The organism is Lactobacillus sp. CBA3605 (assembly GCF_002970915.1).
Taxonomy (GTDB): Bacteria; Bacillota; Bacilli; order Lactobacillales; family Lactobacillaceae; genus Lactiplantibacillus.
Genome location: NZ_CP027190.1, coordinates 1058325 through 1079091, shown reverse-complemented (window position 1 = coordinate 1079091; position 20767 = coordinate 1058325). Strand labels below are relative to the sequence as shown.

General features: G+C 41.0%; 22 protein-coding genes. 18 read left to right on the top strand and 4 right to left on the bottom strand.

What is annotated here, in order from left to right:
* Window positions 1-14 precede the first annotated feature (14 nt).
* The 8 genes from C5Z25_RS05300 (at window position 15) to C5Z25_RS05265 (ending at window position 8675) form a co-directional block, all read left to right on the top strand.
* Window positions 15-1022: an aldo/keto reductase gene (locus tag C5Z25_RS05300; protein ID WP_105451681.1), complete on the top strand. Its 1008-nt coding sequence runs from the start codon at window positions 15-17 to the stop codon at window positions 1020-1022.
* Window positions 1023-1264: 242 nt separating this feature from the next.
* On the top strand, window positions 1265-4345 hold the full coding sequence (locus C5Z25_RS05295; RefSeq protein ID WP_105451680.1) for a LamG-like jellyroll fold domain-containing protein: 3081 nt from the start codon (window positions 1265-1267) through the stop codon (window positions 4343-4345).
* 107 nt (window positions 4346-4452) lie between these two features.
* On the top strand, window positions 4453-4581 hold the full coding sequence (locus tag C5Z25_RS12715) for a hypothetical protein (protein WP_255414773.1): 129 nt from the start codon (window positions 4453-4455) through the stop codon (window positions 4579-4581).
* Window positions 4582-4967: 386 nt separating this feature from the next.
* Window positions 4968-5357 (top strand): EF2685/EF0750 family sortase-dependent surface protein, encoded by a 390-nt coding sequence (locus tag C5Z25_RS05290; protein ID WP_105451679.1) that lies wholly within the window; start codon window positions 4968-4970, stop codon window positions 5355-5357.
* Window positions 5354-5953 carry a WxL domain-containing protein gene (locus tag C5Z25_RS05285; protein ID WP_105451678.1) on the top strand — a complete coding sequence of 200 codons (600 nt, stop codon included), beginning with the start codon at window positions 5354-5356 and terminating at the stop codon, window positions 5951-5953. The genes C5Z25_RS05290 and C5Z25_RS05285 overlap by 4 nt, the downstream gene beginning before the upstream one ends.
* A gap of 63 nt (window positions 5954-6016) precedes the next feature.
* Window positions 6017-7072: a WxLIP family cell surface protein gene (locus tag C5Z25_RS05280; RefSeq protein ID WP_105451677.1), complete on the top strand. Its 1056-nt coding sequence runs from the start codon at window positions 6017-6019 to the stop codon at window positions 7070-7072.
* A 409-nt stretch (window positions 7073-7481) separates the two neighbouring features.
* The gene (locus C5Z25_RS05270) at window positions 7482-7859 is read left to right on the top strand and encodes a hypothetical protein (RefSeq protein WP_105451675.1); all 378 of its coding nucleotides are present in this window, start codon (window positions 7482-7484) and stop codon (window positions 7857-7859) included.
* Window positions 7860-8159: 300 nt separating this feature from the next.
* The gene (locus C5Z25_RS05265; RefSeq protein WP_105451674.1) at window positions 8160-8675 is read left to right on the top strand and encodes a hypothetical protein; all 516 of its coding nucleotides are present in this window, start codon (window positions 8160-8162) and stop codon (window positions 8673-8675) included.
* 61 nt (window positions 8676-8736) lie between these two features.
* Here the strand turns inward: C5Z25_RS05265 and C5Z25_RS05260 are convergent, their stop codons facing one another.
* Window positions 8737-9126, bottom strand: coding sequence for an aggregation-promoting factor C-terminal-like domain-containing protein (locus tag C5Z25_RS05260; RefSeq protein WP_105451673.1), 390 nt, complete (start codon window positions 9124-9126; stop codon window positions 8737-8739).
* Between the two features lie 219 nt (window positions 9127-9345).
* Here C5Z25_RS05260 and C5Z25_RS05255 point away from each other — a divergent pair, with 219 nt between their 5' ends.
* The 7 genes from C5Z25_RS05255 to C5Z25_RS05225 all read left to right on the top strand — a co-directional run bounded on the left by C5Z25_RS05255 (window position 9346) and on the right by C5Z25_RS05225 (window position 15389).
* On the top strand, window positions 9346-10362 hold the full coding sequence (locus tag C5Z25_RS05255) for an aldo/keto reductase (RefSeq protein WP_105451672.1): 1017 nt from the start codon (window positions 9346-9348) through the stop codon (window positions 10360-10362).
* A gap of 484 nt (window positions 10363-10846) precedes the next feature.
* Window positions 10847-11917 (top strand): methionine ABC transporter ATP-binding protein, encoded by a 1071-nt coding sequence (locus tag C5Z25_RS05250; protein WP_105451671.1) that lies wholly within the window; start codon window positions 10847-10849, stop codon window positions 11915-11917.
* A complete protein-coding gene (locus C5Z25_RS05245; RefSeq protein WP_105451670.1) occupies window positions 11917-12588 on the top strand; it encodes a methionine ABC transporter permease in 672 nt (223 codons plus the stop codon). The genes C5Z25_RS05250 and C5Z25_RS05245 overlap by 1 nt, the downstream gene beginning before the upstream one ends.
* Before the next feature lie 15 nt (window positions 12589-12603).
* Entirely contained in the window at window positions 12604-13461 is an 858-nt protein-coding gene (locus tag C5Z25_RS05240; RefSeq protein ID WP_105451669.1) for a MetQ/NlpA family ABC transporter substrate-binding protein, read from the top strand.
* A 12-nt stretch (window positions 13462-13473) separates the two neighbouring features.
* Entirely contained in the window at window positions 13474-14244 is a 771-nt protein-coding gene (locus C5Z25_RS05235; RefSeq protein ID WP_105451668.1) for an acetoin reductase, read from the top strand.
* A gap of 165 nt (window positions 14245-14409) precedes the next feature.
* Complete coding sequence (locus C5Z25_RS05230; protein WP_105451667.1) at window positions 14410-14781, top strand: hypothetical protein; 372 nt, start codon at window positions 14410-14412, stop codon at window positions 14779-14781.
* 146 nt (window positions 14782-14927) lie between these two features.
* Window positions 14928-15389: a PTS glucose transporter subunit IIA gene (locus C5Z25_RS05225; RefSeq protein WP_105451666.1), complete on the top strand. Its 462-nt coding sequence runs from the start codon at window positions 14928-14930 to the stop codon at window positions 15387-15389.
* Window positions 15390-15466: 77 nt separating this feature from the next.
* On the opposite strand, the gene C5Z25_RS12775 is transcribed toward C5Z25_RS05225, so the two are convergent.
* Both C5Z25_RS12775 and C5Z25_RS12770 read right to left on the bottom strand, forming a co-directional pair.
* Complete coding sequence (locus C5Z25_RS12775; RefSeq protein ID WP_370447218.1) at window positions 15467-15859, bottom strand: LysR family transcriptional regulator; 393 nt, start codon at window positions 15857-15859, stop codon at window positions 15467-15469.
* Complete coding sequence (locus C5Z25_RS12770; protein WP_370447217.1) at window positions 15849-16328, bottom strand: LysR family transcriptional regulator; 480 nt, start codon at window positions 16326-16328, stop codon at window positions 15849-15851. Before C5Z25_RS12770 ends, C5Z25_RS12775 begins: the two co-directional genes overlap by 11 nt.
* Before the next feature lie 118 nt (window positions 16329-16446).
* Here C5Z25_RS12770 and C5Z25_RS05215 point away from each other — a divergent pair, with 118 nt between their 5' ends.
* Entirely contained in the window at window positions 16447-17313 is an 867-nt protein-coding gene (locus C5Z25_RS05215; protein WP_199774932.1) for an aldo/keto reductase, read from the top strand.
* Window positions 17314-17510: 197 nt separating this feature from the next.
* Here C5Z25_RS05215 and C5Z25_RS05210 read toward each other — a convergent pair whose 3' ends face one another.
* Entirely contained in the window at window positions 17511-18407 is an 897-nt protein-coding gene (locus tag C5Z25_RS05210) for a LysR family transcriptional regulator (protein ID WP_105451665.1), read from the bottom strand.
* Between the two features lie 334 nt (window positions 18408-18741).
* Between C5Z25_RS05210 and C5Z25_RS05205 the strand changes: the two genes are divergently transcribed.
* Window positions 18742-19704 (top strand): DMT family transporter, encoded by a 963-nt coding sequence (locus tag C5Z25_RS05205; RefSeq protein WP_105451664.1) that lies wholly within the window; start codon window positions 18742-18744, stop codon window positions 19702-19704.
* A gap of 21 nt (window positions 19705-19725) precedes the next feature.
* On the top strand, window positions 19726-20751 hold the full coding sequence (gene gap / locus C5Z25_RS05200) for a type I glyceraldehyde-3-phosphate dehydrogenase (protein WP_105451663.1): 1026 nt from the start codon (window positions 19726-19728) through the stop codon (window positions 20749-20751).
* The last annotated feature ends 16 nt before the right edge of the window (window positions 20752-20767 follow it).

Sequence of the window (20767 nt, the reverse complement as noted above, 5' to 3'; positions counted from 1 at the left end):
AGGAAGCAACTTGAATGGAATATGTAAAATTAGGTCATACTGGCCTAGATGTATCACGGCTATGTGTAGGCACGATGGGATTTGGTCAGCCCGGTAATGCGATGTTTCCATGGGCGATTGATGCGGATGCCAGTGCTAAAGTCGTCAAATCAGCGCTTGATTTAGGGATTAACTTTTTCGATACAGCGAATGTGTACTCACATGGTGACAGCGAAACTTATTTAGGCCAGGCTTTGAATAAGTATGCTAACCGTGATGAAGTTGTCGTGGCAACGAAGGTATTCTTTGCAGCTAACAACCGGCCCAATGCGACGGGGTTGTCCCGGAAAGCAATCATGTCACAGATTGACCAGAGCTTGCAACGACTCAATATGGATTATGTGGACTTATACATTGTGCATCGCTGGGATTATCAGACGCCGATTGAAGAAACGATGGCTGCTTTAAATGATGTGGTTAAATCTGGCAAGGCTCGTTATATTGGGGCCTCAGCGATGTTTGCTTGGCAATTTGAGCAGGCCCAAGCGGTGGCGGCTGCTCATGGTTGGACTCAATTTGTCTCGATGCAGAATCATTTAAACTTATTGTATCGAGAAGAAGAACGAGAGATGTTACCATTCTGTCGTGATCAAAAGATTGCGGTCACACCGTACAGTCCATTGGCATCCGGCCGCTTAGCACGGGATTGGACGGCAACCACGAAGCGTTTTGAAACCGATCAAGTGGCGCGTTCTAAGTATGATAGTACGGAAACACAAGATCAGGCAATCGTGGATCGCGTCGGTGAAGTCGCTGATAAATACGGCGTTCCCCGGGTTCAAGTAGCGTTAGCTTGGTTGTTACAAAAGCCCGAAGTCGTTGCGCCTATTATTGGTGCAACCAAGGTATCACATTTAGAAAGTGCAGTTGCAGCCTTGGACTTACATCTGAGTGCGGCGGATGTGGATTATTTACAAGCGCCTTACATGCCCCATAAGTTAGTCGGTGCTTTGACTGATACGGATACAAATTTTGTACGATAAGATTAAATTAAGTTAGTTGGGGTTAAGCGAAGCCAGCTGATTTTCGATACTAAATAGTTACTTCAAGAATTTTGTCACGTCTTGAAGGAACTATTTTTTAGTTTCAGATACTCTTTGAGAGCTATATAAAAGCTATACATGATTTTTACATAATCCTGGGCTTACTATTTACATTTGTTCACTAAACTTACGTTATAAAGTAATTGTACTAAACTATAAATTTAAGTGGAGTGATAAATTTTATGAAGCCCCGTGTCCTGATGACTGCCTTAACCTGTTCCGCCATTTTAACGACAACATTAACCCCGGTGATTGCGGCGACAACGCGTATCGTACCGACGACGCAGACGATCAATAATTCAGCTGGATTAGTCCAACATCGGGTGATGGATGCTGATTTTTCGCAATCGTTACCGCATGATTTGGCCCATCCCGAACTCGCTTTCTTAACCAGTGGTCAACCTAAATTAGGCACAGATGCGACTATGACGGGTCCTGTTGCGCAATTTGATGGGCAATCTGGTTTCTTAATGCCCTTTACCCCAGATCGTTATGCGCAATTAGCTAACGGCATGGCAATTGAGGCTTATTTTAAATACGATGGCAGTACCAATGGTGAACATGATATTTTTTCAAATCAGGAAAGTGGTGGCTTAGGGCTGGGCATCGAAAACGGCCAAGTGACCTTCTTTGCTCATGTTGGCGGTAGCTACAAAACACCGCAAGCGCCACTGCGTAAAGGTCACTGGGTGCATGCTGTCGGGGTATATGATAAGGCACAACAGGTGGTCAAGTTGTATTTAGATGGTCGGCTGGCTGCGCAAAAAGCGGCACCTGGGGAATTAAAGTTCGCTCAAGGGACGCAAGTGAATAACTTTGTGTTGGGTGGCGATAGTGGGACTAACCAACGGGTCCAAATGCCGATGACCGGGGCAATCAAAACTGCACGATTATATGATCGCAGTTTATCTGATAGTGAAGTTAGTCAGTTGAATCAAACGGCGCAGACCGATAAAAAAGAAACTGAAGTTGCAACGCAACAAGTGGTTGAATCGAAGCTAATCGGTGCTAAATCAGTGGTTATTGGGCATACTTATGGCTTGAATGTGCATGCGCGTGCGGCAGTTGCGGGTGATGCGGATGCTGTGACAGTAGATGTGAATTATGATGCAGCCAAGTTTGAATTTGTTGATGCAAATCAAACTTTGGCTGGCGCTCAGACGACGGTTACTAAGCTTGCGCCTGGACGAGTTCGGATTACGACCACTGCGAAATTAGCAACTGATGATTTTCGACAATATGGGGTAAACCGTTTAGCCCATCTTAATTTTAAGGCTAAAGCCAGTGGCACGACGACAATGAAGTTAACCAGTACAGACGCTACAATGAAGTTAAGTGCCGATCAACGCATCACGATTCAGGCTAAAGCGAGTCAAGATTACAACGGTGACGGTGTGATTGGGGTCGGTGACGTCGCATTAGCGCCGAAAGAACAACAAGCAGCTGTTGCCAAGCAAAGTGAAATCAAACCATATAAGCATGTCATTGTTTTGACCACGGATGGTGGTGGTAATCCGTGGAATCCACAAGGGATGTACTATGCAAAATCTGATACTGCTCGTCCTGAATGGACGACTGATCCAACGATTTTAGCTAAACGTAAAAATACGTATACTTTGGATTTGTTCAATAAACAATTTGCGATGAGTACGGATGCCCAAGCAGTCGTGCCAACGATTTCAGCTCAAAATTATGTTTCAATGTTACATGGTCGTGCTTGGGGAACGTTACCTAAGGGGTATCAAGCAACTAATGCATCAGCGGGAAAAGAATACTTTGCCGACTTCAATCAACCAGTTGCCCAGTTTCCATCAATCTTTAAAGTGTTACAACAACATAATCCGACCCAGGGTTTAGCGGCCTTTGCTGAGTGGCGACCAATCTTAAATGGGATTACGGAACCAGATGCTGCCGTGATGACGCAACCCTCTGAAAAGCTAAAATCTTTTGATGATGTTGCTGATTATATTGGTAAACCAGAATTTGCGAATACGTCTTTAGTTTATATGCAAAGTGATTATATGGACGGTCAAGGGCATAGTAAGGGCTGGTATGACGATAATTATTGGCAACAGTATGCGCAATATGATGGCTTATTTAAAAAGGTCATGGATAAGTTAACTGCCACGGGTCATCAACATGATACCTTAGTAATTGCGAATGCAGATCATGGTGGTATTGGTCATAATCATGGTCAAGATGAGACTAATCCGAATCGAAATATTTTCTTAGCTTTAGGCGGTGAAACTATTGATAACGGTCGACGTCTAAAGGGAGGCAGTAATGCTGATATTAGTCCATTAATCTTAAATGCTTTACAAGTTCCTCAGCCTAGTCAAATGTTGGGTGAAGTTTTTGATAAGTCAGCTTTCTTAGACCAAACGGCTTTAACCAAAAAGAAACGTGCTGTGGAAGCAATCAAGTTAGCGCAAACAACTAAAAAAGTGACGTTAAGTTTAGACCAACAAGGTCAAAAGCATGATATTCGAGCGGCTGAAATGCGAGTTGATTTAGCAGGTCACACGATTGATAAGATTAAAGTTGTTGCTGGGACGACCATTATGAACCAAACGATTGAAAACAATCAGTTGAAGCTAGTTTTGAGCTTTGATCAACAACCAACGTCGGACATTGCGACAATTGATTTGATGCCAACTAAAACGAAGAGCAGTCAACCAATGGCCGTTAAGCAAGCAATGTTAGGAACAGCTAAAGGTGAAGAAATCTTAGTCGACCTAGTGAATAATCCTGTCATAGCTGGTGATCAAGATGCTGGAGTAACTAAACCAGGAACCGGCAGTTCATCGAGTACGTCTAGTTCAAGCAGTAGTCAAGCGTCCGGCAGTTCATCAAGTACGTCGAGTTCAAGTAGTAGTCCGGCGTTAAGCAGTTCGTCGAGTGCTTCTAGTTCAAACAGTAGCAGTAAAGCAGGTAGTTCATCGAGCACGTCTAGTTCAAGTAGTAACTCAACGTCAGGTAGTTCATCAAGTGCTCCTGGTTCAAATGATAGTCAAGCGCGAGGCCATTTAGGCTCAGGCGATGGTGGGACCAAAGTTAGTGGTAGTAATAGCCAACTTGAGATTTCAGGAGCCAATGATAGCTCCGAAAATTCTAATACACCGACTAAGTCACATGCATCAAAAAATAATAATGGTTGGTTACCACAGACTAGCGAACAAGTGCAATCAACGTTAGCGATTGTGGGGAGTGCTCTATTAGCAATCAGTCTTGGCTGGTTAGCTTGGTGGCGGCGACAACGTTAAATGAACCATTAAATAGTATTAGTTTCAAGTGAATTTAATTTTAAAAGTGCTAATGAACTGAACTTTTGGTCAGTTGATTAGTGCTTTTTTGCGTTTGATTAATTATAGTGACAATAGTTAACCACGCCCGGTATTATCAAAATAATAATCAACAATTAATTGAAATTAATAAACCTGCTGATACGATGATTGAAATGAATGCGACTCAACCGGCCAAAGTTAACGTTACTAGTTAGTGGGCGAGTGATGAAGAAGCGTTGAAGGTCAAAGTATCAGTTAGCACTGCACAGCAAGATAGCTATCCCGGCACTTTGAATGGAATTTGACCAAAATGGTTGTCAATAATTAAATCCGTCTAATATAATTATTGTCTTATTTAAATTTCAGCAAAAATAATGGGGTTAATCTTAATACCTTGGTACTGCTATATTCGTATATAAGAATGACTTTAAACGTTAATAATAAAATTAATAAAAACAAGTGTGTTTATTTGATGATAGTGACATGGTTAGGTATATTGATTATATAAGACAGTAACAAACAAGTTGGAGGTGTCCGATCAAAGCACTTTCATCTAAGCTGATATCTTCAAAAGAAAAACGGGTAGAGGGATTGAGTGCCTATGATGAGAAAGTTAATGATAATCGTGCTCAGCATTAGTACTTGGGCGATTTTTAATTGGCAGCCAGCTGTATCCGCTAACACCACGGATAGTCAAGCGACTGTCCAGTTTTATGGGGCCAATAAGGGGTCGAGTTCGACGACTAATGACGATAAAATTCAAGTTAAAGATGATGGTGAGACATCAAGTAAGCAGGCGACCACATCAGTCACCAAACGAACAACAAGACCTAAAACAGCCACTTCAACCGTCACGCCGCCGACTGGAATTCGGGGTTGGTTACCACAAACTGGCGAGCAATTAGGGATTTGGTTGGTTATTTTAGGTGTGTTACTGCTATTAGGTTTAGGAACTATCTATAAAAAAAGAAAAAGGGGAACCAACTTATGAAAAAAACACTTTTAGGACTAATGCTTTCAATTTCATTACTTGCCGGCATGGCGGTGACTGCTAACGCCGCAGATGAGACCCAAAGCTCAACTGGGGATGTTACTTTTGAAAGTGGCTCAATTACGATTGATAATGGTGGTTCGTCTTCAACGACGGCCAATTTAGATTTTGGGAGTCATAAGATTGGCACAGATGACACCGCACCATATACTAATACGAATGATAGTGCCCAAGTTTCGGTTCAAGACCAACGTGGGACGGCAGCTGGTTGGGATTTGTCAGTTGCACAAGACACTCAATTTATTAGCAAAATGACTAATAAGACCTTGACTGGTGCCGTAATTACATTGGTAGGGACATTGGATGCGACTAGTTCTTCAACTGGTGCTGACGCTACGGTGAACGGGACGGTTGCTTTAACTCCTGGTGGGACAACGACGTCATTGATGACAGCCGCAGCTGGTAAAGGTAATGGGACTTCAGTCGCTGATTTAACGAAATCAACTTTAGACGTGCCTACTTCAACCGCACGGGTTGCCGAAGCTTATTCAACAACGTTGACTTGGCAATTGAGTAATACGCCTAGCAATAGCTAGGAAAATTAGGACGGAACAGTAGGCACCTTTAGCAATGCCGATCTTCCAAAATAAAGGGGGAAAATGGTATTGACTAAACGTTTCTATAAAATTAGTTTGGCAGTAATCGTTTTTTTGATGAGCGTTCTAACGGTGACTAAAATTTCGGCAAATACGGTCGGCTTTGAGGTCGCACCAGTGACGTCTAGTGAGCAAGCTGACAAGTCATTATCTTATTTTGACTTGCAACTGGCCCCTAAAAAAACAACGACCTTAGCGGTTAAAGTTAAAAATACGAGTGATAAGACGATTGCGGTGCATACCGCAGTTGCCAAAGCGACGACGAATTTAAATGCAGCAGTGGAATATAAAAAGATTGCTGCCGATAAGAGCATTGATTTACCAGCTGATTTTGATAAATTAGTCACAACTGAGATGACGCAAGTCAAGCTTAAAAAGGGTGAAACCAAGGTTGTGACTTTCAAAGTTAAAATGCCAGCAAAAGCTTATGATGGCATTGTGGTTGGTGGGTTGACCTTTTTGAAAAAGACAGATAAGGCCCAGACTAAAAGTGCTATGGCGATTAAAAATCAATATTCTTATACCATTGCAGTCGTTTTACATGGTAAAAAGGACTTAACGAAGAATCGCCTAACGTTGGGCGCGGTTAAAGGGAGTCAAAGTAACGGGTATAATCAAATCACGTTGGCTTTGGAAAATCACACGGCGGCGTTTTTGAATCAATTAAAGACGAACGTCAAGATTTATCAACGTGGTGGTAGTAAAGTCGTTTACAAGCAGACTACTGAACATGGTCAAATGGCGCCTAGTTCGATTTATGAACTGCCCTTGAAAGTGGGTAAAACGGCTTTGAAACCTGGCAAATATACGGCCAAAGTCAAAGTGACGTCTAAAAAGCAGCATTGGCAGTTTAACCGGAACTTTACGATTACGAGTGATCAAGCTAAAAAGTTGAATAAAACAGCAGTGATTGAACATAAAACTAATTGGGTGCTGTGGATTGCAATCGGATTACTAATTTTAATCCTACTACTCTTGATTGGCTGGTATATTTATCGTAAGCAACGTAAAATTAAGGAACTCGAACGCCAGTTAAAGGAACAAAATAAATCAGAATAAAATTAAAAAATCGTCTATCAGTTAGGATTAACTGATGGACGATTTTTTAGGTTATTTTCATAGTCTTTAGTTGATGATGTGAATAAATATCGGTGTCTATGTGTGATAAATGCGTTTATTTATTGAAAAATAAGCGAATTCGTATAAATAGTCTTGTTAATTGGTTAAATGCAACTTATAGTGTATGGTTACTATTGCGGAAGCGACAAAGTATAATACTGACTATAATAATCTTTTAACGGACTTTGAAAATGCGTCGGAGTATCTTAATGAGAAACTTCTGCAGCTTCAGCTTATTTTACCACCAGCTTTTACAGTAGAATTGTTTTGGGCCGGGGCTTCTTGGCTAATGTACAATTGGTGGGCGTTCTTGTTTGTTGTTTAGAATAGTAATAAAGGAGCAATGCTAATGCAAGATGATACAATTCTTGGGATAGTTGGGATGATATTTTTTGGTTCAATGGTATATACACTAATTGCTGCTCTGATTGGGTTACTTTTTGCAAAACGTTTTCGTTCCGAATTACCTATTTGGCATTTTCGAAAACGTAGAATTTTGATGAAGACATATATACTTGAACCAAATAAAAATAATAAAAAGTTAAGAACCGTGTATCGGTTAAACCGGGTGGCTGGTTTCTTTATGGGATTGATGTTTGTCGGTCAAATAATCATTACAAATTATGGTTATGGGTATTTAGCAACGACAATTATGTGTTTATTGTGCTTTATAGGCTGGTTGGGTACTAAAGGGTCCCTTGTTAGAAGATCATATTTGGAAGCATAATCCCCATGCAGACTTTACGCTTGTTTCTGACCGACGATTTCTCTTTGACCAAATATTGAGCAAAAGTGTTTTAGTGGCATTAATAATAATGTCTATTAGTTATTTAATCTCTGCGGTTTACTTTGGCCCGTACTATTAAGTACAAAGGTAAGAATTAAAGCTATTTTGAAGTGTTATTTTAGTGCTATATTTTGACTAAAACCGATGCAGTTCTGGACTAGATAGGCAGAAAACACGTTTTTTTGCTTACTGCCAATATTTCTGTTTGTTGTTTAGCGTATTAATGAAGGAGTAGTGTTAATGCAAGACGATACAATTCTTGGGATAGTTACGATGATATTTTTGGGCGCAACGCTGTATGTAGGAATTGCATCCGTTATTAGTATTTTCGTAATTAGGCAATTTCGTTCTAATGTATCAATTCGACATTTTCGAAAATATCGAGGCGTAAGAAAAGTTTTTTTGTTTGAGCCATTTAAAGAAAGCAAAAAACAACAAGTTGCGTACAAATTATATCGAATGGCGATGGTTGGAACGCTAGCGATGTATATTGGGCAAATAATTATTGCAAATTATGGTTATGCCTATTTTGCAACTATCATGATGTGCTTGCTATGTCTTGCAGTATGGTGGGGAACAATATTATTAAGGGCTAGACGAGATTATTGGAAAGGCCATCCCCATGCAGACTTTACACTTGTTTCTGATCGGCGATTTCGAACGGGACAGTTACTATTTAAAAGTATTTTAGTGGCGTTAATGATAATGTCAATTAGTTATTCAATTTCGGCAGTTAACTTTGGTCCGTATTACTAAGTGCAAAGGATGAATAAAAAAATGCCGAATCAGTTAAGATTAACTGATTCGGCATTTTTGGTTAGTACCAATGATGATGTTGCCAGAATTTTTTAGCATTTGTCCAAGAATGGTACCGGCTGGCTACGTAAGCATTGGCGCGCTTTTCTTGGTTAACTGGCGAAAGGTTACCATGCAAGTATGATCTGAGCAATTGATAGCGACCGTAACACCGACCATTGCGAGCAGTATAGTTATAGCCAGATTCGCGGTAAGCAATCCAGTTTTTAGCATTTTTTTGACTCTTAGAGAGCTTAGCGTTGACCTTGTTAATTTGGCGCTGTTGACTAGCCGTAACACGGGCGGATGCCTGTGCGATAGTAGTTGAATGATTATTTAAACCAATAAATACCCCGAAAATACAACTCAAAACGATTAGTCCAAGTGCAACTTGCAATTTGATTTTTTTCATAATTATGTAAATCCCTTTTTAGAAATATATTTATAACCCCGTAACGTTAGTATAGCGAAGCAATGTTGCAGTTATGTTAACGTGATGTTACCAAGTGATAATAACTTGCAACAAATTAGTCAATTAACTGCTAAAACAGTTAGATTAAAATAAAAATATCTTTTCACCTTTGAAAGCGATATCATTAACTCGTATGGATCAACTGAGGAGGATGAAAATATGTATCAAGCAGCGGCACAACGGTATCAAACGATGACCTATAATCGGGTTGGCAATAGTGGGCTAAAGTTATCAGCGATTGGGTTGGGGTTATGGAACAATTTTGGCAGTGTTGATAGCTATGCCAATCAGCAAGCGATTATTCATCAAGCTTTTGACTTAGGAATTACTTATTATGATTTGGCTAATAACTATGGACCGGTCCCTGGCAGTGCCGAAGAAAACTTTGGTCGCATTATGGCGCACGACATGCATGCTTATCGAGATGAATTAGTCATCGCTAGTAAGGCTGGCTATGCGATGTGGCCAGGACCGTATGGTGATTGGGGGTCCCGTAAGAGTATTATTGCGAGTGCTGATCAAAGTTTACAGCGAACGGGGTTAGATTATTTTGATATTTTCTACAGCCATCGTGCCGATCCGGCGACCCCAATTGAAGAAACTGCGTTAGCGTTAGATCAACTTGTTAAGGCGGGGAAAGCATTGTATATCGGGATTTCAAATTACAGTGGTGCTCAAACTAAGGCAATGGCGACTATTTTCAAATCATTGCGGACCCCTTTTATTATTCAACAACCGCGGTATAACATGTTGAATCGGGGTATTGAAACGGATCTGTTGCCAGTGTTAGCGGCGGAACACAAGGGGGCAGTTAGCTTTAGTTCATTATGCCAAGGCTTACTAACAGATAAATATTTACACGGTATTCCTGCTGATTCACGGGCAAACAAAGCAACCATTCCGTTCTTGCATCCGGCACAAGTCAGCCAGACCATGGCAACTATCAAGCAGTTGAATCATGTTGCGGCCCATCGTGGTCAAAGTTTAGCGCAAATGGCATTGGCATGGAATTTACGACAACCAACCATTGCCAGCGTCTTAATCGGTGCCAGTCGTCCGGCACAAGTTGTTGATAACGTCGCTGCGCTTGAACAATTGGACTTTACTACGGCTGAATTAGCCACGATTGATCGCATTTTAGCTGCCCAACCAGCGATTGACTGGTCGGCTGAATAAACGAGCTAGTATCAGATAAAGCGGTATAGATTACTTTCAGCATAGCGCTGGTGGCTGGCACTTAAATCTGAATAATTAAAAATAAATGAGATTTCCCCTTGACTTCTAATAATCCAGGCGCAATAATAAACACCAGATAGTTTAACGAACTGAAAAGTATTGCAACGATAAGATGAGTAAACTGATCGTTTATCAATTAGAGAGTTATCATTTGGTGCAAGATAACGTTGAATGACAGTTGAAGATGGTCTTAAATGACGTTTTTAATGCTGAGCCTGCGGGTTAAGCATTAACGGGAACTCCCGTTATCGAGTTAGAGTATTTAGACCATTAATTGGCAGTACTTGAAGAGTAATAACTCGTGAGGGTTATTTAAAATAAGGTGGTAACCCGAAAGCGCGCTTTCGTCCTTAATCTAGTGATGGATTAGGATGAAAGGGCGCTTTTTGAGTGCATTGATGACTGATTAGAGGGAGCGAGTAAGATGGCAACAGCAATTATTGAATTAAAAGATATTTCGGTAAGGTTTCAAAATGGTGGGCAGCCTTTATCAGCCGTCAAGGACGTTAATTTGCAGATTAACAAGGGTGATATTTATGGCATTATTGGCTATTCCGGTGCCGGTAAAAGTACCTTGGTACGGGTGATTAACTTGCTACAGCAACCGACCAAAGGAACGGTAATCGTTAATGGTCAGCACCTGCAACAATTATCGCCGGTAGCTTTACGAACGGCTCGAAAAAAAGTTGGCATGATTTTTCAGCACTTTAATCTAATGAATGCGCGGACGGTGTTAGGCAATGTGGAATATCCCTTACTCAGTCAAAAGTTAAGCAAAACCGATCGCCAAGCGAAAGCTCTCCGCTTATTAAAGCTGGTCGGGTTAGCAGATTATGCGCAGACTTATCCGACTAAGCTATCGGGTGGTCAAAAGCAACGAGTCGCGATTGCCCGGGCTTTAGCTAATGACCCTGAAGTTCTGATTTCGGATGAAGCGACCAGTGCGTTAGACCCGAAGACGACTAAGTCGATTCTTTCATTACTGCAACAACTAAACCATGATTTAGGACTAACCATTGTGTTGATTACGCATGAAATGCAAGTCATTAAGCACATCTGTCATCATGTTGCGGTCATGGATGCCGGGCAAATTGTTGAACGGGGCCGAGTGGCGGCAGTCTTTACGGCGCCTCAAGCAGCGTTAACAGTTGATTTTGTGGAAACTTCGACTAATGTTAAAGCGGCGATTGAACGAATTACCAAAACGATTAAGCTGAGTGAGCTAGCGGTCAATCAAGAGTTAATGTATTTTAACTTTATCGGCAATGCGACTAAGCAAGGGATTATTTCGCAATATTCACAAGAATTGCATTTAGATGTCAATATTTTGTTTGCAAATATCGATCAAATTGATGGTCAGAATGTGGGAGATATGATTGCGATTATTACTGGTGATTTGGTGGCGTTTAATGCCGCAATTGCCAAGCGGACTAGTGACGGGGTCACGACACGACTTTTAACCGCACAAAATGTGACTGAGGGGGCGACGGCCTAATGGCAGCTTTAATTCCCAATGTGTTACAAATGAAAAGTGAATTTATTCAAGCGACGTTAGAAACACTGTACATGACGTTTTTCTCGGCGATTATCGCGGCGGTCTTCGGCTTATTATTAGGTGTTTTATTAGTGGTGACGCAACCGGGTGGTATTTTAGCTGATCGAACGACGTATGCGATTTTAGATAAGTTGACGAATTTACTACGGTCGATTCCGTTTATTATTTTATTGGCAGTTATTTCGCCTTTGACCAATTACTTGGTTGGGACCACTGTCGGCACAACCGCATCGCTCGTACCGCTGATTTTTGGTATTTTTCCATTTTATGCGCGTCAAGTTCAAAATGCGTTGTTAGATGTGGACAGTGGCGTCGTTGAAGCTGCCCAATCAATGGGATCGAGCCCGACTGAAATTATTTTTCGGGTTTATTTAAAAGAAGGGTTACCAGACATTATTCGGGTTTCCATTGTCACCGTGATTAGCTTGATTGGGCTCACCACAATGGCGGGTGCAATTGGTGCTGGTGGTTTAGGCGATATTGCCATCAGTATTGGTTATGCACGATTTGAAAATGATATTACGTTTGTTGCCATGATTATTATTTTAGTGCTGGTATTTGCCGTGCAGATTTTCGGTGATTGGTTAGCTAAAAAAGTAACCCATAATTAAGTTGAGGTGGATTAAATGAAAAAATTAATCGGTTGGTTGATTGCTATTATTGTCGTGCTTGGCGGTGGCTGGGGAATTCATCAGATTAGTAGCCATCAAACTGCACAAGCTAGTCATACCGATACAATCGTGGTGGGGTCGCAAGGGTCCGACTACGATATTTGGCAGCATATTGCCAAAACTAAGGATGCGAAACAGCTTGGTTTGAAGATTAAAGTTAAACAAATTACGGATGGTGTTCAGCTGAATAAAGCAACGGCCCAAGGTGACGTGGACGTTAATGCGTTCCAATCATGGTCGTATTATTTAACTTATAATCAACAAAATCCCAAGGCAAAGTTAGCGACGCTGGGGACAACTTACTTAGAACCAATGGGAATCTACTCGAAGAAGTATCAACGGGTTAGCCAGATTCCAGCTGGTGCGACCATTGCGATTGCTAACAATCCGTCGCAAGCTGCGCGGGGCTTATTATTACTGCAAAAGGCCGGGCTGATTACCTTGAAATCAGACTTTGGTATTTTAGGAACGGTTAAAGATATTAAAACGAATCCTAAACATTTAAAATTCAAACAGATTGACGATACCACGGGCCCGCGGATTATTAAACAAGTGGACGCAGTCTTAATCTCAAATACGGTGGCGCTAGAAGGTCATTTACACGTCCTAACGGATTCGATTTATCATGAAAAAGTCGATCAAAGCACGAAGGATAACATTAATATCTTGGCGACGGCGGCGAAGAATAAGCATAAAAAGAGCTATCAAAAATTAATTAAATTATATCAACGGGCTGATATTCAAAAGTACATTAAGAAGACGTATTACGGGACTAAAATTGATGTCAATAAACCAGAATCATATTTTAAATAGGAGGTTACTTCAATGGCAAAATTAGCAATTATTACTGGTGCGGGGCAAGGGATTGGCGCTGGAATCGCCCAACGACTTGCCCAAGATGGTTATGCGATTGCAGTCGCTGATATTAATTCCAAAACGGGGGCACAGGTTGCAGCTCAGCTACAGGCAACTGGGTATCCCGCAAAGTTTTATCAAGTTGATGTGGCCCATCGCAATGACGTTTTCGACTTGGTTCAGCAAGCGGTTCGGGATTTTGGCGAGTTGGCCGTCTATGTCAATAATGCGGGTGTTGCGTTTATTGATACTTTCGTTGATTCAGATCCGGCCCAAGTTGAACGATTATTTGATGTTAACTTGAAAGGAACTTATTGGGGGATTCAAGCGGCTGCCGAACAGTTTAAAACACAAGGTCATGGTGGTCGAATCGTGAATGCAGCGTCGTTAGCAAGTGTCGAAGCCTCCGCCCTCCAAAGTGCATATTCGGCCTCTAAGTTTGGTATTCGTGGGTTAACCCAAGCGGCGGCTAAGGAGTTAGCTGCTGATCAAATTACCGTGAATGCTTACAATCCAGGCGTTGTGCGGACCCCGATGCGAGATGCGATTGATCGTAAAACGGCAGCAATCAAGCACGTGACGGTCCCAGAACAACAAGCAGAAGTTCTCACCGAAATTGCCCTCGGTCGTGAAGCAGTGCCGGCCGATGTTGCCGAAGTGGTCGCATGGTTTGCGTCACCTGCTGCCGGTTATATTACGGGGCAATCACTGCTGGTCGACGGCGGTATGCGGTTTCACTAGCAATGAGCAAGTCAGTCACCTTAACTTTAATCAGTTAGGGTGACTTTTTCGTTGACCAGGATTCTTATTAAATGTTAGCCAGAACGACTAAACTAAATTCATAAATAAGTTCTGTTATGATAGTAATAGATTGTAGCAGGTAATTATAAATTCGGAGGCACTCAGATGACTTTTGCAGATTGGTTTAATTTTAGTGGGCGCGTTAAACAGGATTTAACGTTAGTAAAGACGGTTGATGGTCAGGTCGTCACAAAACAAGTTCGGGGATCATTTAACTGGTGGGCGTTTTTGTTCACTTGGTTTTATGCATTGTTTAGCATGCGGTATCGGACGCAATTTTTCTTAGTCAAAGCGCTGGTCCCATTTTTGGCGTTAATGACGATTAACATGCTTGCGGAAGTGTTATTTGCGACCGGGCTCCAACTCGTCATTAATTTATTAGGCGGCGTTTGGTATGGCTATATGTTCGATACCTGGTTTAAAAACCAGTTAATCGTGAATGGTTACCATGTTCAAGATGAGTCGCAAGCTGACTAAAGATAAATCACCAAAAAGTTAGTGAAATCGCTTGACTTGAAACCCGTTCGATAACTTATAGTGGGGTTGAATCAAAAAGCAGTTCAGGCCAACTAGCAGCTGGTGGCCACCGGCTAGTTAGGACTAACTTATTGGAGGGTTTTATTATGATGAAATTATTTCAGCGAAAACACCAAATTAAATTAGTAGCGCCCGTGAATGGGATGTATGTTGATTTACGTCAAGCTGGTGAAACTAAGGTTCAAAGTGGGTTTGCGATTGAGCCCATGGAAGGTGAGATTCATGCGCCATTAGCGGGTACCGTTACGCAACTCACGAAGCAATCCGTTACCTTAGAAGCTGACTTTGGCTGCGAATACGTGGTTCAATTAGGTCAGCCAGTGGCCGATTTAGATGACCAACTTTTCGATTGGCACGTTGCGGTGGGCGATCAACTTAGTGTAAATGATGCGTTAGCAATGCTTGATGTGAATGCTATTCATGCTGCGGATGCCTCGGCGATTGTTAGCTGTGGTTTAAGTAACCAAGCGGCGGCTGATGTGGAAGTTGAAAAAACTGGACTCGTCTCACAAGGCGATCAATTAGCAACATTGAAAGTTCGTAGTTAACCGGTCTTGAAATTAAATAGTACAGTAAAGCCCCGGCGTGCCGGGGCTTTACTGTACAAAAATTCATTTTGGCCGGTTTAAATGGCTGACAAAGTCGTAATGAGTTGGTCAATGATTGATATGACACGCTGTTGCTCTGATTGTAAAAAGTTAGCGTAGATGGGCATTTGCGCACTTGCATCACTAATTGGCAGGCACACACGACTATCGGTGTTGGTGGGATTAGTGACTGGGGCGTCAAAGGCTGTAATGTTGGTTGTGAAATAAGGAAAATCGGAATATTTCGTGATTTCAGTCAAAGCGTCACGTTCCGCTTGGTAAAAAAACTTTGCATGGGGAATGGCGTGCTGAATAATTGATTGCCATGGGCCAATATCAGTTAAGACCACAAAGCTGAGATTTTTAAGCTCGGAAAAAGTAATTGTTGGTTGATTAGCTTGAATCATAAATTGGTTTAAATTAACTGCCAATTAATTGCGAGGCTAACTCGTCGGTTGTAAGGGCTTGATTTGAGAGGACCAAGGCGGCCTGATTCTGTCGTAAACTGGTGGTGATTGCGGCGGTCGTGAGTAGTGGTTGGTCAATGGTCACGTTAGTTGGTAATTGTGAATGGAGCGCCTTTAGGACAATTAGCGGTCCCGGTAAAGTTGATTTAATACGTAAGACTTGTTGATTACGGTCAAAGTCTTGAATACGGTGGACGGCGTCGTGATTAGCCTGAATCAAGGTGGCCGCTTCAGTGGCTGCTAATTGCCCAGTCGCGGTTAACGTGATGCGATTCGGTTGTCGATTGAACAGGCGTACACCTAAGTCGGCTTCTAATTTTTGCATGCCTCGGGGGACAGTTGGTTGGGTCACATGCAACTGTTCAGCCGTTTTGGCAAGTGTGCCAGTCGTTGAAAAAATTACTAATTCTTGTAATAAATAATTATCTAACATGTCGTCAGCTCCTAGTATACGCTAATCGTATGCTAGCATGATTATCTAGTAATTTTCAACTCATTGGTTTGCAGTTATAGTAGTCTTATTCAAACGATGAAAGGTCGGACGATTAAAGATGACAAAAATACCAATGATTACATTAAATAATGGGGTTGAAATGCCGCAACTCGGTTTCGGGGTTTTCCAAGTGCCAGATTTAGATCAATGTGAGGCAGCCGTGACAGCAGCTTTACAAGCAGGGTATCGCTTAATTGATACTGCGACAGCGTATCAAAATGAAGCGGCGGTGGGACAAGCTATCAAAAAGAGTGGCATTGCCCGTGAAGCACTCTTTATCACGTCAAAGTTATGGGTTTCTGAATTCACCTATGAACGTGCGAAGCAAGGGATTGACGACTCACTTAAGCGGTTGGGGTTAGACTATCTAGACTTATACTTATTGCACCAACCCTATGGTGATACGATGGGAGCTTGGCGGGCGTTAGAAGAAGCCTACCATGCGGGGAAAATTCGGGCAATTGGGGTCTCTAACTTTTATGCTGATCAATTGCAAAATTTAATGTTAACGATGACGGTTAAGCCAGTTATCAACCAAATTGAAGTGAATCCGTGGTATCAACAGCCGGCAGAGGTTCAATTTAATCAACGGTCAGAGGTGCGGGTTGAAGCGTGGGCACCCTTTGCGGAAGGTAAAAATGGTATTTTTACGAATCCGACAATTACAACAATTGCGCAGGCTCATGGCAAAACGACCGGCCAAGTTATCTTGCGTTGGTTATTGCAACGCGGGATTACAGTGATTCCTAAATCGGTGCATCCAACGCGGATGGTTGAGAATATGGCGGTCTTTGATTTTGACTTGAGTCCAGCTGAAATGCAAACCATGGCAACCTTAGATCAAGGTGTCAGTCAATTCTTCGACCACCGAGACCCTGTAACGATTGAACAAATCTTTGGGTCTAGCTTGAAACAATTACATTAAGGCACGAGTATTAAATTAAATGATGGGTTGACTTACTAACCCCATATCAATACCCCCGACTTAGTCAAATAAAGCTGTCACCTCAATTAGGGTGACGGCTTTATTTTGATTGATTTTCGATTTCTAAATAATCGAATAAGGTTAGTGTTTTAGTCGATTTACCAGTAGGCTGTGTGGCAAGGTATTAGCAAAGGTAACTAAGACACCGATGATAACAGGCTAGCAACAGTCTTTAATATATCCGGTGTTCGAGAAAATATTGAGACCTGTCGTAAGAATGGAATTTCTATTTTTATCATTCCTAGATGCAAAATATCTTGGGTGACCTTACTAGTAGCTAAAGATTGCGGCAGAATTGTCACATAACTTGACTTGGAGACCAATGATATTGTGGATTCAGAATAATCAACTTCAAAGATACTTGGTGGTGCTAAGTGTAAGTTATCAAAAATTTGAATGATTCTTTGATGAATAGGACAGTAAGTTGGATACATAATGAGGTTCATTCTTTGTAATTGACGCGCACTAATTGCGACATGGTTTAGTTTGTTTACTGCTTCGTTATCTTTAGCATAAACCAAATAATAAGGTTCTTCGTATAAATTTTTCTCGATGAATGAGCCAGTAAGATTTTGTTTGAAAGCTGAGTCCATTAATACAAGGTCCAATGTATTGGCGTTAAAAGGATCAATCAATTCGAAAATCTTACTTGTGACTGTTATGCTTTTAAATTTATGAAGATTTTCAATGAAAAACTCGGGATATAGATTAGACGAAATACTATCTAAAGTACCGATTCGTAGAGAATTTAAAGAAATACGGTTTGATGAAAAAGAGCTTTTTAAATTTTGAAATTCAATCAAAAATTTTTTAGCTTTTTTATAGAAATGAGTGCCAATTGGTGTGAGTTTCATGCCTTGAGAACTACGAATAAATAGTTTGGAACCATAGTAATCTTCAAGTTGTTTGATCTTTTTGCTTAAAGCGGGTTGGGTTATTAAAAGTGCTTTGCTACTTTTATTAATACTTTTAAGCTCGCTAACTGCCACAAATACATAGAGTAATTCGATGTTGAATGATTCTACTTCTTTCATGAAATCACGCTCCTAGTCGGTTAATCAAAGTGTTCTGGAAAGTGATTATTAATGGGTATAACGATAGCTTATAGACCTTATTATAATGTGTTTATTCTAAAAAACAATATAGCATGGTATCTTTTTAATCAAGCAGAGGGGAGGTAACAAATTGAACAAGTTTCCATTCACAAGCAGTAGTGATGTGGTCGATCATTCAGCAGTTTCAGGTAGATGTGAGTATTGATTGAGATTGCTATTAGCTTACATTTTAGTTGATGATATTCGCTACAGTCTGTCTGGAAAAGTTAAATATAATGAATTTTTGAAAGCGTAATTTAAAGGAGGCTATTCAATGTCAAAAAAATATGGAAAAGGGTTACTTTTATGTTTAATAGCAGTGTTATCTTGGGGTGGCATGTTTCCGGTGATGGCACCAGCACTAAAAATTATGGATCCGTTCTACTTCACGTTATTGCGTTATGGTAGCGTAGCAGTGATATTTGCAATTATTCTGTTGATTGTTGAAGGGCCTAAAGCGTTTAAAAGTGAAGGTCATGCTGTGAAATTATGGATTTTCGGAACATCAGCTTTTGCAGGATTTAGTTTTCTGGTGTTTTTGGGCCAGCAAATCGCTGGTGTTTCAGGAGCAATTATTGCATCTGTAATGATGGCCATTCAACCCTTACTAGGTGTGCTTGTAAATTGGGTCTATCGAGGAACGAAGCCAACAATCATTTCTGTGATTTCGATGATTGTAGCAGCATTGGGCGTCTTTATGGTTGTGACAAAGGGCCATATTTCAACCCTTCTTTCAGGAAATAATGTGTTGTTAGCAACAGTATTAATTTTACTAGGTGCACTATGTTGGGTTATCTATACTGCAGGAGGTGCGGATTTTCCGGAATGGTCAATCCTACGTTATTCAACGCTAACTACAATTTATGGTGTGTTATCGGTGATTGTTATCTTGATTGTTGCAACTGTAACTGGGTTGTTAAAAGTACCTAGTCTTGTTCAGATTACCGGTGTTAGTGACGCATTAGTTTATATGGTGTCACTAGCCGGTGTACTGGCGGTTTTTGCTTGGAATTTAGGTAATCGGATTGTGACACCAACTAATGGCATTCTTTTCATGAACCTGGTGCCAATTACCTCTTTTGTCATTACGATTGTTGGTGGTTACAAGGTTTCGATGTTTGAAATTTTAGGTTGTTTGATTACAATTCTAGCCCTAATTGGAAACAATATTGTTAGTCGAGTAGCAGCTTTAAAAATAAGAAAAGCGGCTGCTGTAACAGATCGTGAAGAACTTTAATATAGAATAGGAGATTTTTGTATGACTGTGAAAATTGGTATTAATGGATTTGGACGAATTGGCCGCTTAGCGTTCCGGCGTATTTTGGAACTTGATCTTAAAACCAGCGATATTGAGGTTGTCGCAATTAATGATCTTACATCACCTGCATTGCTAGCGCATTTGCTGAAGTATGATTCAACACATGGGACTTTAAGGGCTAAAGTATCTGCTACGGATGATTCAATTATTGTTAACGGGAAAACTTATCGTGTTTATGCTGAACCACAAGCGCAAGATATTCCTTGGGTCCAAAATAACGCTGTGGATTTTGTACTTGAATGTACCGGATTTTATACATCTAAAGAAAAAGCACAGTTACATTTAGATGCAGGGGTAAAGCGTGTCTTAATCTCGGCACCAGCTGGTAGTGATGTTAAGACGATTGTTTATAATGTTAATGATAATATTTTGAATTCAGATGATCGCATTGTGTCTGCTGGTTCATGTACAACTAATTGTCTTGCGCCGTTGGCATTTTTCGAAAATAAGGAATTTGGTATTAAGGTTGGGACGATGACGACCATTCACGCCTATACTTCGACGCAAATGTTACTGGACGGCCCAGTACGTGGCGGTAATTTCCGTGCGGCTCGTGCGGCTGGAAATAATACCATTCCCCATTCAACTGGGGCAGCAAAAGCAATTGGATTAGTTATTCCTGAACTAAATGGAAAATTACAGGGGCATGCACAACGAGTCAGTGTAGTTGACGGTTCATTAACTGAAATGGTTGTTATTTTAAATAAAAAAGTAACGGTAGCAGAGGTCAATTTAGCACTAAAAAAATATACTGAGGATAATGAATCATTTGGTTATAATGATGATGAACTTGTTTCAAGTGATGTTATTGGATCAACTTTTGGTTCGATTTTCGATCCAACCCAAACCGAAGTCACTTCTGGAGATGATTATCAGTTAGTGAAAACGGTTGCGTGGTATGACAATGAGTATGGATTTACTTGCCAGTTAGTGAGAACCTTATTAAAATTTGCGACATTAAATTAAATTGGGGTAGAAAAAA

What these genes read in the sequence shown, in the direction of transcription:
- C5Z25_RS05255 (WP_105451672.1), top strand. Translation starts at nt 9,346, where the DNA reads ATGTATCAAGCAGCGGCACAACGGTATCAAACGATGACCTATAATCGG.
- C5Z25_RS05215 (WP_199774932.1), top strand. Translation starts at nt 16,447, where the DNA reads ATGACAAAAATACCAATGATTACATTAAATAATGGGGTTGAAATGCCG.
- C5Z25_RS05225 (WP_105451666.1), top strand. Translation starts at nt 14,928, where the DNA reads ATGATGAAATTATTTCAGCGAAAACACCAAATTAAATTAGTAGCGCCC.
- C5Z25_RS05240 (WP_105451669.1), top strand. Translation starts at nt 12,604, where the DNA reads ATGAAAAAATTAATCGGTTGGTTGATTGCTATTATTGTCGTGCTTGGC.
- C5Z25_RS05300 (WP_105451681.1), top strand. Translation starts at nt 15, where the DNA reads ATGGAATATGTAAAATTAGGTCATACTGGCCTAGATGTATCACGGCTA.
- C5Z25_RS12770 (WP_370447217.1), bottom strand. Translation starts at nt 16,328, where the DNA reads ATGTTAGATAATTATTTATTACAAGAATTAGTAATTTTTTCAACGACT.
- C5Z25_RS05230 (WP_105451667.1), top strand. Translation starts at nt 14,410, where the DNA reads ATGACTTTTGCAGATTGGTTTAATTTTAGTGGGCGCGTTAAACAGGAT.
- C5Z25_RS05285 (WP_105451678.1), top strand. Translation starts at nt 5,354, where the DNA reads ATGAAAAAAACACTTTTAGGACTAATGCTTTCAATTTCATTACTTGCC.
- C5Z25_RS05270 (WP_105451675.1), top strand. Translation starts at nt 7,482, where the DNA reads ATGCAAGATGATACAATTCTTGGGATAGTTGGGATGATATTTTTTGGT.
- C5Z25_RS05245 (WP_105451670.1), top strand. Translation starts at nt 11,917, where the DNA reads ATGGCAGCTTTAATTCCCAATGTGTTACAAATGAAAAGTGAATTTATT.
- C5Z25_RS05205 (WP_105451664.1), top strand. Translation starts at nt 18,742, where the DNA reads ATGTCAAAAAAATATGGAAAAGGGTTACTTTTATGTTTAATAGCAGTG.
- C5Z25_RS05265 (WP_105451674.1), top strand. Translation starts at nt 8,160, where the DNA reads ATGCAAGACGATACAATTCTTGGGATAGTTACGATGATATTTTTGGGC.
- gap (WP_105451663.1), top strand. Translation starts at nt 19,726, where the DNA reads ATGACTGTGAAAATTGGTATTAATGGATTTGGACGAATTGGCCGCTTA.
- C5Z25_RS05295 (WP_105451680.1), top strand. Translation starts at nt 1,265, where the DNA reads ATGAAGCCCCGTGTCCTGATGACTGCCTTAACCTGTTCCGCCATTTTA.
- C5Z25_RS05280 (WP_105451677.1), top strand. Translation starts at nt 6,017, where the DNA reads ATGGTATTGACTAAACGTTTCTATAAAATTAGTTTGGCAGTAATCGTT.
- C5Z25_RS05235 (WP_105451668.1), top strand. Translation starts at nt 13,474, where the DNA reads ATGGCAAAATTAGCAATTATTACTGGTGCGGGGCAAGGGATTGGCGCT.
- C5Z25_RS05290 (WP_105451679.1), top strand. Translation starts at nt 4,968, where the DNA reads ATGATGAGAAAGTTAATGATAATCGTGCTCAGCATTAGTACTTGGGCG.
- C5Z25_RS05210 (WP_105451665.1), bottom strand. Translation starts at nt 18,407, where the DNA reads ATGAAAGAAGTAGAATCATTCAACATCGAATTACTCTATGTATTTGTG.
- C5Z25_RS05250 (WP_105451671.1), top strand. Translation starts at nt 10,847, where the DNA reads ATGGCAACAGCAATTATTGAATTAAAAGATATTTCGGTAAGGTTTCAA.
- C5Z25_RS05260 (WP_105451673.1), bottom strand. Translation starts at nt 9,126, where the DNA reads ATGAAAAAAATCAAATTGCAAGTTGCACTTGGACTAATCGTTTTGAGT.